Source organism: Hydrogenophaga sp., assembly GCF_050182545.1.
Lineage (GTDB): Bacteria > Pseudomonadota > Gammaproteobacteria > Burkholderiales > Burkholderiaceae_C > Hydrogenophaga.
This window is the reverse complement of sequence record NZ_JBFXCD010000010.1, coordinates 44,331-59,755: the sequence shown is the minus strand read 5'-3', so window position 1 is coordinate 59,755 and position 15,425 is coordinate 44,331. Positions and strand designations below refer to the sequence as shown.

Below are 15,425 nucleotides of genomic sequence, written 5' to 3'. Positions count from 1 at the left end.
CCTTTGTCTTTTCAGCGCAGGGCCGGGGCGGGGCGCAGGTAGCGTTGCACCCACCAGTTGATCGCACGCGGCAACTCGGGCCAGTGCCAGGTGCTGCGCTGCGCGAGCGGGGCGGGTGCGCAGCGCTCGTCGAAGGTCAGTACGTCGATTCCGGCACAACGGCGCTCCAGTTCGCGGATCAGCGCACAGCCGCTGGCCCGATCGACCCGCGCATCGACGATGGCCAGCGCGGGCGGGCATTCGGCCACCAGTCGCAGGGCCTCGGCGATGTCGGCCGTCCACTGGACGTGAACCGGGCGGCCCCACTGGCGGGCGATGTCGCGCACGATGCCCACGTACCCGCAGCGGGCGCACACCACCAGCACCCGCAACAGGGGGATGTCGCCTTGGCTGGCGTGGTCGTCGTTGTGGCCGGATTCGATCATGCGAGGCTCCCTGCAGCGTCACTCGAACGGCGGCGCCATGGGATCCACTGTGGGGCGTTCCGCGCCCGCCGCCTGCCGGGAAAGCTGGAGTGGTGCCGCTGTGAATTCCCGCGCGGCCGTGTCCGGCGGAGCCCCGTTCAGCGGTCGTCGGCGCTGATCAGCCCTTCGCGGATCGCCAGCCGCACCAGCGCGGGCAGGTCGCTCACGCCCAGCTTGGCCATGAGACGGCTGCGGTAGGACTCGACCGTCTTGGGCGAGAGGTTGAGCTGCTCGCCAATGGCCACGCTGGTGTGGCCGCGCACCACCAGCAGGATCACCTGCTGCTCGCGCGCGGAGAGTGCCGCGATGCTGCTGGGCGCTGCGTCGTGCATGAGCCCCTCTACCGCGAGTTCGGCCACGCCCGTGCCCAGGTGCTTGCGCCCGTTCGCGACCGCTTCCACCGCGCTGAGCACCTCGCGCGAGGGCGATCCCTTGAGCACATAGCCGAACGCGCCCAGGCGCATGGCCTCGGCCACATGGCGGGCCTGGGCGGACATGGTCAGCATGATGGCGCGCGTGGAGAGCTTGCGCCGCTGCACCTGTTCCAGCAGCTCGAAGCCCGAGCGCTGGTCCAGGTGCAGGTCCAGCAGCATGACGGCGGGTGCGAGGCGGATCAGGTCGGCCAGCGCGGGGGTGGGATGGTCGGACTCGCCCACCACGCGGTGTCCAGCCCCTTCGAGCACCGCGCGCAAACCGTCCCTCATCATGGCGTGGTCATCGACCAGGTAGATGTCGCTCATTTCGCGGCAGGATAGCGCAATGACCGTCCGCTCAGTGACTATTGCGCGACGGCGCTGGCCGCGGCGGCCTCCCATGTGAGCGAGATCACGGTGCCCGCCCCCGGCGAACCCTGCACCTCCACCCGCGCCCCGATGGCCAGCGCGCGCTCGCGCATGCCGACCATGCCCAGGTGGCCCGGGCGCCCGGCGGCCATGTCCTTGTCCAGACCCACACCGTCGTCGGCCACGCGCAGGTGCAGGTAGCCCGGCGCGCCTTCCACGCTCACCACCACCTCAGTGGCGCGCGCGTGCAGCATCGCATTGGCCAGAGCCTCTCGCGCCACCATGAAGGCGGCGTACTCGACGTCGGCCGGCCAGCGCAGTTCCCGGGCCGACGGCGCCACTTCCAGCCGCAGGCGTGTGGGTTCGGCCGCTGCGGCCCTGGCCAGGATCTCGCTTTCCAGCGCCGCCGGCAGGCCGGCCTCGTCGAGCAGGGGCGGGCGCAATGCCACCAGCGCCTGGCGCACTTCGGCATTGGCGGTGTTGATCAGCTCCCCCAGCTTGTATTCGCGCTCGCGGGCTTTTGGCGGCATGTCGGGCGGCATCAGTCCACAGAGGGCGTCGTACGACAACCTGATCGCGCCCAGCGTCTGACCCAGCTGGTCGTGCAGGGTTTGCGCCAGCTTGCGCGTGGTCTGCTTCTCCTGGTGCAGCAGGCGCTGCGTGAGTTCGGAGAGTTCGAGCTGGTATTGCGCCAGGGCGCGTTCGGCGCGCACGCGCTCGGTCACATCGCGCAGGATTGCGGTGAGCAGCTTGTGCCCGCGCACCGTGATCTGCGAGATTGAGGCCTCCAGGTCGAGCACCTCACCATCGGCGCGCAGCCCGCCCACGCGACCCACGCCCATGGGTCGTGTGGTGGACTGCGACTCGGCAAAGCGTTGCAGGTAGCCCAGGTGCGCCGCGCGTTGCTCCGCAGGCAGCAACGCATCCAGCGGCTGGCCGATCATGCGCTCGGCCGGGTGGCCGAAGATGCGCGCCGCGGCCGGGTTGAACAGGCTGATGCGGCCTGTGGCGTCCACGCTGATCACCGCGTCGCTCGCGCTGTTGATGACGGCGCTGAGCACTTCGCCCTGTTCACGCAGGCGCAGTTCGGACTCGCTGTAGGGGCGGGCGAGCCGGCGCGACACCGCGAAACCGGCCAGGCCCAGCAGCAGGGTGGTGACGCCGCCCCAGCCGATCAGACTGCGTTCGAGCTGCCTCACCGGTGCCAGCGCCGCGTGCAGCGGCTGCGAGGCCACCACCTGCCAGCCGATGCGCAGCGCCGATTCCGTGGGTTGCACCGCCGAACGCGAGAGGTAGTGCGCCTCTTCCTCGCTGTCCTGCAGTGCCACGGGGGTGTCCGTGGGGGCGCTCAGCAGGGTGAGCCATCCGTCGTCGGTCACGGCGGGCCGTTCGCCCAGCAGCACGCGCCCCGCATCGTCCACCAGCGCCAGTGTGAGAAACCGCCTTGCTTCCAGTGGCCCGAGCACGTGTTCGCGCAGTTGTTCGAAGTCCCGGGTGTCCAGGTGGGTGGCGATCACGCCGCGCGGCTGGCCCTCGGCGTCGTGGATCGGCTGGGCGATGTCGGCGAGCTGGGCTGGCACCGGGTAACCCGAGCGCTGCAGGGGCTCCACCAGTGCCACGGGAGGATGCAGGCTGCCGAACCACGGCCTCTGCCGTCCGTTGACGTACACGCGGCGCTCGGCGATGGATGTGCCTTCAAGCAGGCGGTCGGTCGCCACCTCGACCTGGCCGGACAGGTCGGTCGCGCCGATCCAGACGAAAGACCCGGCGCTCGACTTCAGGCGCTGCATCTGCTCGCGCCAGGTATCGGCGCGCACGTCGGCGCGGGACATCTCGCCCAGAAGGTGGATCTCGGCGGCGCGCCGCGACAGCAGACGCGAGAGCTGGTCGGCATAGAGCTGCGCCGTCTGTTCGACCCGGAAGCTGGAGCGTCGTGCCAGCTCGTCGCCCACGATGCGCTCGATGGAGAGGATTCCCAAACCGAGCAGCAGCAGGGCGACCGCGGCAGGCAGCAGGGGCAGCACCCAGGTCAGAACGCGGTCGCGCGGCGGGATGGTCTGCATGGTGTCCTCCTTGGACCGGTACGGCGGCGGTTGCTGCGGTCCGCTGGACCACGGCGCCATTCTGCATGGAAGGGCGCGCGCTCAATGCCGGTGCGCGTGGTGGGCGTCGGGCACATGGGGATGGGCGTGGCGCAGGGGCGTGTGCGCGTGTGCGTGGCTGTGGGGGCCAGCGGGCATGGGGTCGTGTGTGTGGGTGTGGTGGCCGTCGTCGTGCGTGTGCGCGTGCTCGTGTTCCTGCGCTTCGTGGTCGTGCAGGTGCTCGTGGCGCTCGGCCAGGTGGAGCCACACGCCAGCCAACATCAGGGCCCCGCCGACCAGGACCAGGGCGGAGAGCCCTCGTTCCCCCAGGGCAAACGCACCAAGGGCGCCAATGAAGGGCGCGAAGGCGAACACCGAGCCGGTGCGCGCCGCGCCGAAGGCGCGCTGCGCGAGCAGGTAGAAGCGCAGGCTCAGCCCGTAGCCGCTGGCGCCCACCGCCAGCAGCGCCAGTGCGGCCCGCGCACCGGGCAGCGGTTCGCCCCACAGGAAAGCCAGCACGGTGGTCGCGCTCGCACCCAGCAGTGCCTTGACCCAGACGACCTGGCCCGGATCGCGCTCGGCCACGCCGCGCGAAAGGGTGTTGTCCACGCCCCAGGCCGCGGTGGCCAGCAGCACCGCGAGCAGGCCGAGCAACTGCACGCGTCCGGCCAGACCCTGCTCGACCACCAGCACTGCGCCGCCGGCCAGCAGCAGGAGCATGGCCGTGGCCACGCGCCGGTCCAGCGTCTCGTGGTACCAGCGCCAGGCCAGTACCGCGGTGAACACGGCTTCGAGCGTGAGCATCAGCGAGGCGCTGGAGCCGCTGGTGCGCTGCAGGCCCCAGGCCAGCGCAACCGGCCCCACCACCGCGCCCATGCCGGCCATGGCTAGCAGGCGGGGCAGGTCGGTGCGGCGCAGCTGGGCTTCGCGGCCGGCCGGCCGGCGCAACACGATTGCCACGACCGCCGCGCCGATGTACAGCAAGGCGGCGGTGGAAAAAGGCCCCAGCCCAGTGCCGAAGCGCTGCACCAGGGGCGTGCTCAGGCCGAACAGTGCCGCAGCGAGCAGGGCGAGCAGGCCGCCTTGCAGGGCGGGGTTTGTGGGTGGGGTGGGCATGGTGAGGCCATGGTAGGCCGCGACGGACTGATGCAGAATCCGTTCCTTATTGGTAATAAGTAAAACCAAGAATGTGATGTATATTACAAGACATGTTCTCGATGCTGCTCGTCACCCTGCCCACCCAGCCCAGCGCAGTGCGGGTGCGCATCTGGCGTGCGCTCAAGGCGCTGGGCTGCGCGGCCTTGCGCGACGGGGCCTATCTGCTGCCCGAGGCGCAGCAGACGCTGTTCGAGCCACTGGCCGAAGAGGTGCGCGAGCACGGCGGCTCGGCCATGGTGCTGCGGCTGGAGGCGACGGACGAGGGCCAGCGCGCCGAACTGCTGGCGCTGTTCGACCGGGGGGAGGCCTATGCGGCCTGGCGCACCACGGCCGAGGCCCTGCACGCGGAACTCGCCGCGCTGGGCGAGGCCGTGGCGCGCCGGCGCTGGCGCGGCCTGGCGCAGTCGCTGGAGGAGGTGCAGCGCACCGACTACTTTCCCGGCGAGGCGGCGCTGCAGGCCCAGGCCACGCTGGCCGACCTGCGTGACGCACTCGATGCGCACTACTCGAAAGGCGAACCCCGCGCACGGCCCGAGCACGGCATCGCTCGGCTCGACGCGCGCCAGTTCCAGGGCAGGCGCTGGGCCACCCGCGCACGGCCCTGGGTGGACCGGCTGGCCAGCGCCTGGCTGATCGCGCGCTTCATCGACGCGCGGGCCGAGTTCGTCTGGCTCGCCGATGTGGCGCGGCTGCCGCGCGGCGCCATCGGCTTCGATTTCGACGGCGCGCGCTTCAGCCATGTGGGCGCGCGCGTGACCTTTGAGGTGCTGCTGGCCAGCTTCGGGCTCGACCAGGACGCCCGGTTGCTGCGCATCGGCGCCATGGTGCATTGCCTCGACGCGGGTGGCATCCCGGTGCCCGAGGCGGTGGGCCTGGAGGCCGTTCTGGCCGGGCTGCGCGAGATGCACGGCGACGACGACCGCTTGCTGGCCGCCGCGGCGGGCGTGTTCGACGCCCTGCTGGCCACCCCCACCGAAGGAAGAACCCCATGAACACGCCCGCGCCCACCGGGCAGCCCGCACCCGCGAGTTTCATGGAGGCCTTGCGCTTCTGGCTCAAGCTCGGCTTCATCAGCTTCGGCGGGCCGGCGGGGCAGATCGCGATCATGCACGCCGAGCTGGTCGAGCGCCGCCGCTGGATCAGCGAGAAGCGCTTCCTGCACGCGCTGAACTACTGCATGCTGCTGCCCGGTCCCGAGGCGCAACAGCTCGCCACCTACATCGGCTGGCTGATGCACCGAACCTGGGGCGGCATCGTCGCGGGCGCGCTGTTCGTGCTGCCCTCGCTGTTCATCCTGATCGGCCTGTCGTGGATTTACCTGCGCTTTGGCGACGTGCCGGTGGTGGCCGGCATCTTCTACGGCATCAAGCCGGCGGTGACTGCGCTGGTGCTGCACGCGGCGCACCGCATCGGCACGCGCGCGCTGAAGAACCGCTGGATGTGGGGCATCGCGGCCGCGGCCTTCGTGGCCATCTTCGCGTTCAACACGCCGTTCCCGGCCATCGTGCTCGCCGCCGCGCTGATCGGTCACTTCGGCGCGCGCCGCTGGCCGCAGGTGTTCGCGCTGGGCGGCGGGCATGGCACGGCGGTGGCGGATCATGGCCCGGCGCTGATCGACGACGAGACGCCCACGCCGGTGCACGCGCGTTTTTCAAAGCGGCATCTGGTGAAGGTGCTCGCGGCCGGGCTGGGCTTGTGGCTGCTGGCCATGGCGCTGCTGCTGTGGACGCAAGGCGTGCAGGGCACGCTCACGCAGATGGGCTGGTTCTTCTCCAAGGCCGCGCTGCTCACCTTTGGCGGTGCCTACGCGGTGCTGCCCTATGTCTACCAGGGGGCGGTGGACACGCACCAGTGGCTCAGCGGCGCGCAGATGATCGATGGTCTGGCGCTGGGCGAGACCACGCCGGGGCCGCTGATCATGGTGGTGGCCTTCGTGGGCTTCGTGGGCGGCTGGGTCAAGGCCGTGCTGGGGCCGGACGCGCTCTTCCTGGGCGCCGCGCTGGCCGCCACGGTGGTGACCTTCTTCACCTTCCTGCCCTCGTTCATCTTCATCCTGGCGGGTGGGCCGGCGGTGGAGGCCACGCACGGCCGGCTGGGTTTCACCGCGCCGCTGTCGGCGATCACGGCGGCGGTGGTGGGCGTGGTCCTCAACCTCGCGCTGTTCTTCACCTACCACGTCTGGTGGCCGCGGGGCTTCGATGGGCCACTCGACCTGCCCCCCGTCGTCATCACCGTGCTGGCGCTGGTGGCGCTGTTTCGCTTCAAGTTCGGGGTGATGCCGCTGCTGGGTGTGTGCGCATTGGCCGGGCTTGTGATCACGTTGTCGAGTTGAAGGAGATCACCATGGCCCAACTGCCTCAAGCTTCCACCCCCGATCCCACCGGTCTGGAACCGGCCAGCGAGCCCTTCGGTTGCGAGCCAGAAGACGTCGGAGCGGCACTGATGATCGACGTGCGCCGCGCGCCCAGGTTTCAGGAGGCCACGGACATGCTGCCCGGCGCCATCTGGCACGACCCACAGGAAGTGGAGCTCTGGGCGTCGCGTTACACCAGTGGGCAGGAGATCGTGGTGTATTGCGTGCACGGCCATGAGGTCAGCCGTGGCACGGTGATGGCGCTGAAGGCCCGGGGGTTGAATGCGCGCTTCCTGCGCGGTGGCATCGAGGCCTGGCGCGCGCTCGGGCTGCCGTTGTCCCTCAAGCGGTGACGGCGGCTTTCAGCCCCAGCTTTTTTCCCATCGCCTCGCGCAGCACGAACTTCTGGATCTTGCCGGTGATGGTCATGGGGAAGGCGTCGATGAACTCGACGTAGGCCGGCACCTTGTAGTGCGCGATGCGGCCCCGCGCGAAGTCTTGCAGCTCCTGCGCGGTGGCCTTCTCGCCGGGCTTGAGCACCACGCAGGCGCACAGCACTTCGCCGTACTTCGCGTCGGGCACGCCGACCACCTGCACGTCCTGCACCTTGGGGTGGCTGTAGTAGAACTCCTCGATCTCGCGCGGGTAGACGTTCTCGCCCCCGCGGATCACCATGTCCTTGAGGCGGCCGGCGATGTTCACGTAACCCTCGGCGTCCATGGTGGCGAGGTCGCCGGTGTGCATCCAGCCCTCGGCGTCGATCGCTTCGCGCGTCTTCTCCGGGTCGTCCCAGTAGCCCTGCATCACTGAATAGCCGCGCGTGCAGAGTTCGCCCACCACGCCATGCGGCACGGGGCGGTTGTCGGGGTCGACGATGCGCACCTCCAGGTGCGGCTGCACCCGGCCCACGGTGGAGACGCGCCGCTCCACCGGGTCGTCCACCGCGCTTTGCGTGGACACGGGCGAGGTCTCGGTCATGCCGTAGGCGATGGTGACCTCGCGCATGTGCATCTGCGACTGCACGCGCTTCATCACCTCGATCGGGCAGGGCGAGCCGGCCATGATGCCGGTGCGCAGGCTGGCGAGGTCGGTGGCGGCGAAGTCCGGGTGGTCCAGCGCCGCGATGAACATGGTGGGCACGCCGTACAGCGCGGTGCAGCGCTCGGCCTGCACGGTTTGCAGCACGGCGGCCGGGTCGAAGGCTTCGGAGGGGTAGACCATGGCGCAGCCGTGCGTGACGCAGGCCAGGTTGCCCATGACCATGCCGAAGCAGTGGTACAGCGGCACGGGGATGCACAGGCGGTCGTGCGGCGTCAGGCGGATCGCTTCACCGACGAAGAAACCGTTGTTGAGGATGTTGCGGTGCGTCAGCGTCGCGCCCTTGGGAAAGCCCGTGGTGCCCGAGGTGAACTGGATGTTGATCGGGTCGGCGGGCGAGAGCGTGGGGCCGAGGGCCGCGAGCTGTGCGCGCTGCTCGGCGGTGGCCAGTGCGGGCAATTCGTCGAAGTTCAGCATGCCGGCGGTGCGCCCGGCGTCGAGGCGGATCGCCCAGCGCAGGTGCGGCAGGGCCGCGGCCTGCAACTGGCCGGGCGCGCTGGCGTCGAGTTCGGGCGCCAGGCCACGCAGGATTTCCAGGTAGTTGCTGGTCTTGAGCGCCGGCGCCAGCACCAGCGCCTTGCACGACACCTTGTTGAGTGCGTAGGCGAGTTCGTTGCTGCGGTAGGCGGGGTTGATGTTGACCAGGATCAGGCCGGCGCGCGCGGTGGCGAACTGCAGCAGCGTCCACTCGGAGCGGTTGGGTGACCAGATGCCGACCCGGTCTCCGGCTTGCAGGCCTAGCGCAAGCAAGCCGGCGGCCAGAGCATCGGCGCGTTGCAGCAACTGCTGCCAGGTCCAGCGCACGCCCTGGTGCGGAATCACCAGCGCGTCGCGTTCGCCCCAGCGCTCGGCGGCCCGTGCCAGCGCCACACCGATGGTGAAGTCCAGCAGCGCAGGTTCGGTGGCGCCCCTGGCGTGTGACAAGGCGGGCGGGGTGTCGGCGTTCATGCGGATGTCCTTCGGTCGGGTGGCGGGGATCGGCGGTCACGGCCGCGCTGCGACGCATGATGGCGCGCGCTTCCTCGTGCGGCACCATCGGGCTTTCCCTGATGTCAGGTGTTCCGTTTCGTCACAGCCGAAGAGGCCACCCCCCCTGAGCGTCAAGCGGCTCACCGCGTTCCGTCACTCGACCTTGATGTTCTCGGCCTTGATGATCCCGGCCCAGCGCTTGGATTCGTTGCGCACCCGCTCCTCGAATTCAACGGGACTGCTGTTCACGATCTGAAAGCCGTCGTTTTCCATTTTTGTCTTGACGGTCGGGTCGGCCAAGGTCTTGCGCAGCGCGGTCTGGATGTGTTCGAAGACGGGCGCGGGCACACCGCGGGGCACCATCATGCCCACCCAGGACTGGGCCACGTAGCCGGGCACCACGGAGTCGAGGGTGGGCAGGTCGGGCAGTTGCGGTACGCGTTCTTTGGTGCCGATGGCCACCACGTTGGCCTGGCCCGTTCTGGCGTACTGGATCACCGTGGGCAGACTGCTGATGACCATGTCCACCTCGCCGCCGAGCAGCGCGGTGATCATGGGGCCGCCGCCGCGGTACGGCACATGCGTGAGCCGGACACCTGCCTGCCGCGCCAGGGCCACGGGCTGCAGATGGTTGGAGCCGCCCACGCCCGACGATCCGTAGTTGATCCTGTCGGGCTCGGCCCGGGCGGCGGCCAGCAGCGCCTGCGGCGAGGCGAGGCCCGACTTTTTCGACGTGACCAGCGCCATGGGCATGGTGCCGATCAAGCTCACGTAGTCGAAGGACGTGAATGTGTCGTACTTGACGTCGTAGAGGCTGGCGTTGACTGCGTGCGAGTCGAACACCAGGAGCAACGTGTAGCCGTCTGGTGCGGCGCGCGCGGCCTCGTAGGTGCCGATGGTGCCCGAAGCGCCTCCGCGGTTGAGGATGACGACACTCTGGCCCAAGTGCTCCGAGAGCTTCTGCGACAGAGTGCGCGCCACGTAGTCCACCGAGCCGCCGGGAGGAAAGGGCACGATCAGCTGCACCGGCTTCGTCGGGTAGGCCTGCGCCTGGGCGCCCAGTGCCAGGGCCGCGATGGCGCCGCCCAGCAGGGCTCGGGTGAAAGTCTTGCGTTGCATTCGTTTGTCTCCTTGGGTTGGCTTCTGAAAGTAAGTGAGTGGCTTGTGCGGATGCCGGAGAGAGTCACAGGGTTTGGCATGGGCACCCGTCAGAGCAAGCGCGGCGAGGGATGCTTCGCAGGTGGTCATCGGTTCATGTCCACCAACACGCGTCCGCGCACGCGCCCATCGAGCAGGTGGGGTGCCATGGTCAGGGCGTCGCCCAGGCCGATCACGCGGGTGTTGCGCTCGATCACTTCGATGGGGAGTTCGGCGGCCAGCCGCTGCCACGCGGTGTGACGGCGCTCCAGCGGCGCATAGACACTGTCCACCCCCGCCAGCGTGACGCCACGCAGGATGAAAGGTGCCACGGTGGCGGGCAAATCCATGCCCTGTGCCAGCCCGCAGGCGGCCACCACGCCACCGTAGCGCGTGCTGGCGAGCACATTGGCCAATGTGTGGCTGCCCACCGCGTCGATGGCGGCGGCCCAGTTCTCCTTCTGCAGTGGCTTGCCCGCGCTGGAAAGCGCGGCGCGGTCCACGATGCCGCTTGCGCCCAGCGCGTGCAGGTGCTCGGCCTCCTCCGGCCGTCCGGTGGAGGCCGTCACCATGTAGCCCAACCGCGACAGCAGTGCGATGGCGATGCTGCCCACGCCGCCGTTGGCGCCGGTCACCAGCACCGGCCCCGCGTCGGGCTGCACGCCGTGGGCTTCAAGCGTCATCACGCAGAGCATGGCCGTGTAGCCGGCGGTGCCGATGGACATGGCCTTCTGCGCCGTCATGCCTGCTGGCAGCGGCACCAGCCAGTCGGCGCGTGTGGTGGCGTAGCCGGCCAGGCCGCCCCAGCGCGTCTCGCCAGCGCCCCAGCCATTGAGCACCACGGCGTCGCCGGGCGCGAAGCGCGGGTCGCTGCTGCGTTCCACCGTACCCGCGAAGTCGATGCCGGGCACCATGGGGAAACTGCGCACCACGGGCGATCTTCCGGTGATGGCCAGCGCGTCCTTGTAGTTGAGCGTGGAGTGGCTGACGCGCACAAGCACCTCGCCTTCGGGCAGGTCGCTCTGCGAGAGTGTGCGCAGTTCGGCACGGGTCGCGCCATCTTCGGCGCGGGTCAGGTAGAGGGCTGGAAACATGGCGGTGCTGGAAGGCGTGGAAGGTGTTGGGGATGTGCAGGTGTCGTTGCGCCAGTCGCGCGCGTAGCGGCGCACGAGCGACGCGCCCAGTCGCTCGCGCATGACTTCATTGGATCCATCAGCCAGGCACAGCGCCTTGGCCGCGAGCAAGCGACGGGTGAGGCCCTGGTGTTCGGCCATGCCGCGCGCGCCCAGTGCCTGCACACACTGCCCCACGGCGGCGAGGCTTTCGTTGCCGGCGTAGAGCTTGGCGGTGGCTGCGGCCTCCACCGCCTCGTCAGCGCGCGCCTCGATCAGCGCCGCCGCGCGCTGGGTCAGCAGGCGCAGCACGTCGTGCGTGACCGATACGTCGACCAGCGACCAGCGCAGACCCTGCTGGTTGAGCACCGGCTGGCCCGCCACCGTGCGTGCGCTGCAATAGGCCGTGGCCTGCGCCAGCGCGCTGTGCAGCAAGCCGCAGGCCATGGCCGCGATGTGCACGCGCGCCTTGTTCACGCCCGCCATGGCCTGCCGGAAGCCTTGGCCAGGCGGGTAGAGCACGTCGCTGTCGGGCACGAAGCTGCTGTCGAGTGCGAAACCGCCGATGCCCGCCAGCGCCATCCCGTCCAGCGGCTGGTCGGTCACGCGCCTGCATTCGGGCGTATCCAGCCGCGTGATGAAGCAGGCGATGCCGGCCGGGCCGAGCTGTGCATCGGTCTGCGCGAAGACCAGTGCGATCTCGGCCCCCACGGCATTGCCGATCCACTGTTTGCCGCCCGTGAGCTGCCAGCCGCCCTCAACCTTGCGCGCCGCCATGCCGATGGCGGTGAAGTCGCTTCCCGCGCCATCCTCCGACATGGCGGTGCAGCCGATCAGATCGCCGCGCAGCATGGGGGCGATATAGCGCTCGTGCGCCTGGGCACTGGCGCTTTCGGCGATGCGCAGGATGGCGTTGTGGTGGTTGATGAAGGCGAAGGCAAAGGCCAGATCCACGCGCGCCAGCACTTCGACCGCCGCCGCGCGCGCGGCAAAGGGCAACCCAAGGCCGCCCAGGGCCTTGGGTATCTCGATGCCCGCCAGACCTTGCGCGCAGGCGGCGCGGATGGCGGGGCCGGCCCATTGGTTTGTGCCGACCAGCGGCGCGACCTCAGTCTGGGCGAAAGCACGCAGCGCGGCGAGCAGCGCTGCGGCCTCGACGGGCAGCTTGTCGACAAGGGCGTTCACGCGCGGGCCTCCTGCGCGGTCAATCCAATGGCGCCCGTCTGCGCAAGCTCGGCGACCTGTCCGGGCGCGTAGCCCGCCACGCGCTGCAGCACCTCGGCGGTGTCGGCGGCCAAGGCGGGCGGGTAGTCCAGCACGGGTGCGCCGTTGTATTTGAAGGGGTTGCCAAGCATCTCCACAAACGCATCGGTGCCGGGCCGGAGCACGTCTTCCACCATGCCGCGCGCCTGGGTCAGCGGGTGGCGCAGCGCCTCGTCCACACCCAGCACCGGGGAGGCGGGCACACGCGCCCGGGCAAACAGCGCCAGCCATTCGGTGGACGGCCGCGTGGCAACCAGCGCGCCCAACTCGGCCGTCAGCGCCTCGATGTTGTCAATGCGTGCGGCGGCGTCATGAAAGCGCGGATCATCCGCCAGCGTGGGGTGACCCAGCGCCTCACACAGCTTGCGCCAGAACACCTCGCCCGTGGGCGCGAGGGCGATCCACTTGCCGTCGGCTGCCAGGTAGGTGTCGCTCGGCGCGATCATCCCGTGCCGCGCTCCCGTGGCGCGCGGCACCGGGCCGCCGCAAAGCAAGCCCTGGGCCTGCCAGGTGAGCATGGCGATCTGGGCATCGTAGAGCGAGATCTGCACGTGCTCGCCGTGCCCGGTGCTCGAGACCTTGACCAGCGCCGCCACGGTGGCCAGCGCCAGGTACAGCCCGCCTGCGAGGTCGGCCACCTGGTAACCCACGCGCACAGGTTTGCCACCTTCTTCACCCGTGATGCTCATCACGCCGGACATGGCCTGCAGCATCAGATCGAACGCGGGTGCGTCGGCCCATTCCCCCTGGTCGTGCAGGCCGATGATCTGCGCGACGACGATGCGCGGGTTGATGGCGCTGAGGCTTTCGAAGTCAAGCCCCAGCCGCGCGGGCACCGAGGGGGCGAAACCGTAGATCACCGCATCGGCCTCGCGCACGAGGTCGTGCAGTGCCTGTTTGCCACCGGGCGATTTCAGGTCCAGAGCGATGCTGCGCTTGCCCCGGTTGACGGAGAGGAAGAAGGGCGAGTCCTGGGTGCCGGATACCGGCGGCACGCGGCGCGCGAAGTCGCCTTCCAGCGCCTCCACCTTGATCACCTCTGCACCGAGCTGCGCGAGGAGTTGGCCCGCAAAGGGGCCGCCGAGCACCCAGCTCAGGTCCAGGATGCGTTTTCCCGAAAGCATGGTGTTGTCTCTCTATGGTTGAAGAATTTTCACAAAACTGTGGCATGGCCTACACCATTCCCCGCTTGCTTTGCATTCAATCACCAGGAAAACACCGAATCAAACGATATATATTGCCCTATCCTGTCAATAAAATTCACATCATGACGCTCCATCGCCTACCCCCGCTGGGATCGATACGCGCCTTTGAGGCCACGGGCCGGCTGCTCAGCTTCTCAAAGGCGGCGGACGAGCTGTCCGTGACCCACGGCGCGGTGAGCCACCAGATCAAAGCGCTCGAAGGCTGGCTGGGCGTACCGTTGTTCCTGCGCCTGGGCAAATCGGTGGCGCTGACCGACCAGGGGCGGCTGTACCTGGATTCGATCAGCCCGGCGCTGGCGGCCATCGCGTCCGCCTCGCGCCGCATCAGCGCGCACGAGGTGCTGCGCGTGAACGCGCTGCCCACGTTCACCATGCGTTGGCTGTTCCCGCGCCTGGCGCAGTTCCGCGCGCTGTACCCGCACATCGAGGTACAAATCTCCACAGGCTTGGAGCCGATGAGTCGTCTTCCCGCCAACGTCGACGTGGTGATCCGCCGTGAGCCGCACGAGGTCACGGGCCTGCACAAGGTGCGTGTGCTGTCGGAGACGGCGTTTCCCGTGTGCGCGCCGTCGCTCATCGAGCGCGTGCCGCTCGCGCGCATCGCCGATCTGGCGCGGCACACCATCCTGCATTGCCCCGCGCGGCGCACAGCCTGGGACGACTGGCTCGCCATCGCGCACCACAGCCGTGTGGTGCCGGCGCAATCGCTGGAACTGGAGCATTTGTACTTCTGCCTGCAGGCGGCCATCGACGGTATCGGCGTGGCCATGGGCTACTCGCCGCTGGTCGCACCCGATCTTGCGTCGGGGCAGCTGGTGGCGCCATTCGGGGACATGGTGCTGGGCACGCCGGGCTACTTCGTCATCACGCGCGCGGAACGCCAGCACGATCCCGTGGTCAAGACCTTTTGCGAATGGCTGCTCGAGCAGGGCACGCGCTTCGACGGCGGTGTGAACACGCCCTTCCCATGAAACCCGAAGACCTCGAACGCCTGCTCACGATGGAAATGCCCTATGGCAAATACAAGGGCCGACCCATCGCCGACCTGCCCGGCAACTACCTCAACTGGTTTGCGCGCGAAGGTTTTCCCCCCGGCGAGATCGGCCGCCTGCTGGCGCTGATGCACGAAATCGACCACAACGGCCTGGGCGAGCTGCTCGCCCCCTTGCGGCGTGCGCGCTGAGCGGGGGCGCTGCCTTCAGTCCAGCCCGAGGGCGTGGTACACCCGCACCGCAGCCCAGGCGTCGTTGGCGGCGTAGACGAGTTGCGCTTCGTTCAGATGGGGGTTGGCCCAGTTCGAGGTGGCAGCTTTCTTTGACTTGATGAAGCGCCGGTTGAACAGCACGGCCACCGCGCCCTTCACGCCCATGTCCTTGCGGTAGCCGCGCGCGCGGAACACGGCGTTGAGCTCCATCACGGCGGCGGGCTGCACCGCCAGCTTGGACACGATGCGCCGGGTGTCATCGCCCAGGCCGAAGCCGGCCTTGATGTGGCCGGTGTGCGCGAGCAGGGCCGCCACCTGGGCCCGGCAGTCAGGCTCGTGCAGCTGGAACACCCAGGCGCGTTCCAGCGTGGCCAGCTGCACGATGTGCGGCCCGTCGGACACCTGATCCTTGAAGAAGGTGGGTTTGGACTCCGTGTCGAAGCCCCACACTGTGTGCTCGATCAGCGCCGCGCAGGCCTCGCGGGCCTGCGCCGCGGTGCTCACGAGCGAGATGCGGTCCAGCCCAAGGCGCTCGAAGGGTTCGAGCAGGGCGATCTCGTCCTTGTCGGGCGTGGGGCGGTGTTCGCGCGCGGTCATGA

The 15,425-nt window shown here is 69.3% G+C and carries 14 protein-coding genes and 1 pseudogene; 5 read left to right on the top strand and 10 right to left on the bottom strand.

The window, feature by feature from the left end; all coding sequences use genetic code 11:
• Nucleotides 1-11: 11 nt before the first annotated feature.
• From AB7P10_RS12385 to AB7P10_RS12370, 4 genes are all read right to left on the bottom strand, one after another.
• Nucleotides 12-425 carry a hypothetical protein gene (locus tag AB7P10_RS12385; RefSeq protein ID WP_428294159.1) on the bottom strand — a complete coding sequence of 138 codons (414 nt, stop codon included), beginning with the start codon at nucleotides 423-425 and terminating at the stop codon, nucleotides 12-14.
• 137 nt (nucleotides 426-562) lie between these two features.
• Nucleotides 563-1,204 carry a response regulator gene (locus AB7P10_RS12380; protein WP_428294158.1) on the bottom strand — a complete coding sequence of 214 codons (642 nt, stop codon included), beginning with the start codon at nucleotides 1,202-1,204 and terminating at the stop codon, nucleotides 563-565.
• 38 nt (nucleotides 1,205-1,242) lie between these two features.
• Complete coding sequence (locus AB7P10_RS12375) at nucleotides 1,243-3,309, bottom strand: PAS domain S-box protein (RefSeq protein WP_428294157.1); 2,067 nt, start codon at nucleotides 3,307-3,309, stop codon at nucleotides 1,243-1,245.
• Nucleotides 3,310-3,390: 81 nt separating this feature from the next.
• Nucleotides 3,391-4,443 carry a DMT family transporter gene (locus AB7P10_RS12370; protein ID WP_428294156.1) on the bottom strand — a complete coding sequence of 351 codons (1,053 nt, stop codon included), beginning with the start codon at nucleotides 4,441-4,443 and terminating at the stop codon, nucleotides 3,391-3,393.
• A gap of 92 nt (nucleotides 4,444-4,535) precedes the next feature.
• Here AB7P10_RS12370 and AB7P10_RS12365 point away from each other — a divergent pair, with 92 nt between their 5' ends.
• From AB7P10_RS12365 to AB7P10_RS12355, 3 genes are read left to right on the top strand one after another with little or no spacing between them, the layout of a single operon-like run.
• On the top strand, nucleotides 4,536-5,477 hold the full coding sequence (locus AB7P10_RS12365) for a chromate resistance protein ChrB domain-containing protein (protein WP_428294155.1): 942 nt from the start codon (nucleotides 4,536-4,538) through the stop codon (nucleotides 5,475-5,477).
• Nucleotides 5,474-6,817 carry a chromate efflux transporter gene (chrA, locus tag AB7P10_RS12360; protein WP_428294154.1) on the top strand — a complete coding sequence of 448 codons (1,344 nt, stop codon included), beginning with the start codon at nucleotides 5,474-5,476 and terminating at the stop codon, nucleotides 6,815-6,817. The genes AB7P10_RS12365 and chrA overlap by 4 nt, the downstream gene beginning before the upstream one ends.
• Before the next feature lie 11 nt (nucleotides 6,818-6,828).
• The gene (locus AB7P10_RS12355; RefSeq protein WP_428294153.1) at nucleotides 6,829-7,191 is read left to right on the top strand and encodes a rhodanese-like domain-containing protein; all 363 of its coding nucleotides are present in this window, start codon (nucleotides 6,829-6,831) and stop codon (nucleotides 7,189-7,191) included.
• Here the strand turns inward: AB7P10_RS12355 and AB7P10_RS12350 are convergent.
• The 5 genes and pseudogenes from AB7P10_RS12350 to AB7P10_RS12330 all read right to left on the bottom strand — a co-directional run bounded on the left by AB7P10_RS12350 (nucleotide 7,181) and on the right by AB7P10_RS12330 (nucleotide 13,541).
• Complete coding sequence (locus tag AB7P10_RS12350; RefSeq protein WP_428294152.1) at nucleotides 7,181-8,884, bottom strand: AMP-binding protein; 1,704 nt, start codon at nucleotides 8,882-8,884, stop codon at nucleotides 7,181-7,183. The genes AB7P10_RS12355 and AB7P10_RS12350 overlap by 11 nt on opposite strands.
• Before the next feature lie 174 nt (nucleotides 8,885-9,058).
• Nucleotides 9,059-10,024 carry a tripartite tricarboxylate transporter substrate binding protein gene (locus AB7P10_RS12345; RefSeq protein ID WP_428294151.1) on the bottom strand — a complete coding sequence of 322 codons (966 nt, stop codon included), beginning with the start codon at nucleotides 10,022-10,024 and terminating at the stop codon, nucleotides 9,059-9,061.
• Between the two features lie 125 nt (nucleotides 10,025-10,149).
• A complete protein-coding gene (locus AB7P10_RS12340; RefSeq protein WP_428294251.1) occupies nucleotides 10,150-11,136 on the bottom strand; it encodes an MDR family oxidoreductase in 987 nt (328 codons plus the stop codon).
• An 87-nt stretch (nucleotides 11,137-11,223) separates the two neighbouring features.
• Nucleotides 11,224-12,339: pseudogene (locus AB7P10_RS12335) on the bottom strand (acyl-CoA dehydrogenase family protein); the annotation flags it as partial.
• Complete coding sequence (locus AB7P10_RS12330) at nucleotides 12,336-13,541, bottom strand: CaiB/BaiF CoA transferase family protein (protein ID WP_428294150.1); 1,206 nt, start codon at nucleotides 13,539-13,541, stop codon at nucleotides 12,336-12,338. The pseudogene AB7P10_RS12335 and the gene AB7P10_RS12330, both read right to left, overlap by 4 nt.
• Before the next feature lie 143 nt (nucleotides 13,542-13,684).
• On the opposite strand from AB7P10_RS12330, the gene gcvA reads away from it, so the two are divergent.
• Complete coding sequence (gcvA, locus tag AB7P10_RS12325) at nucleotides 13,685-14,593, top strand: transcriptional regulator GcvA (RefSeq protein ID WP_428294149.1); 909 nt, start codon at nucleotides 13,685-13,687, stop codon at nucleotides 14,591-14,593.
• Nucleotides 14,590-14,805 (top strand): DUF3820 family protein, encoded by a 216-nt coding sequence (locus AB7P10_RS12320; RefSeq protein ID WP_428294148.1) that lies wholly within the window; start codon nucleotides 14,590-14,592, stop codon nucleotides 14,803-14,805. Before gcvA ends, AB7P10_RS12320 begins: the two co-directional genes overlap by 4 nt.
• A 15-nt stretch (nucleotides 14,806-14,820) precedes the next feature.
• Here the strand turns inward: AB7P10_RS12320 and AB7P10_RS12315 are convergent, their stop codons facing one another.
• On the bottom strand, nucleotides 14,821-15,423 hold the full coding sequence (locus tag AB7P10_RS12315; RefSeq protein WP_428294147.1) for a 3'-5' exonuclease: 603 nt from the start codon (nucleotides 15,421-15,423) through the stop codon (nucleotides 14,821-14,823).
• Nucleotides 15,424-15,425: the final 2 nt, after the last annotated feature.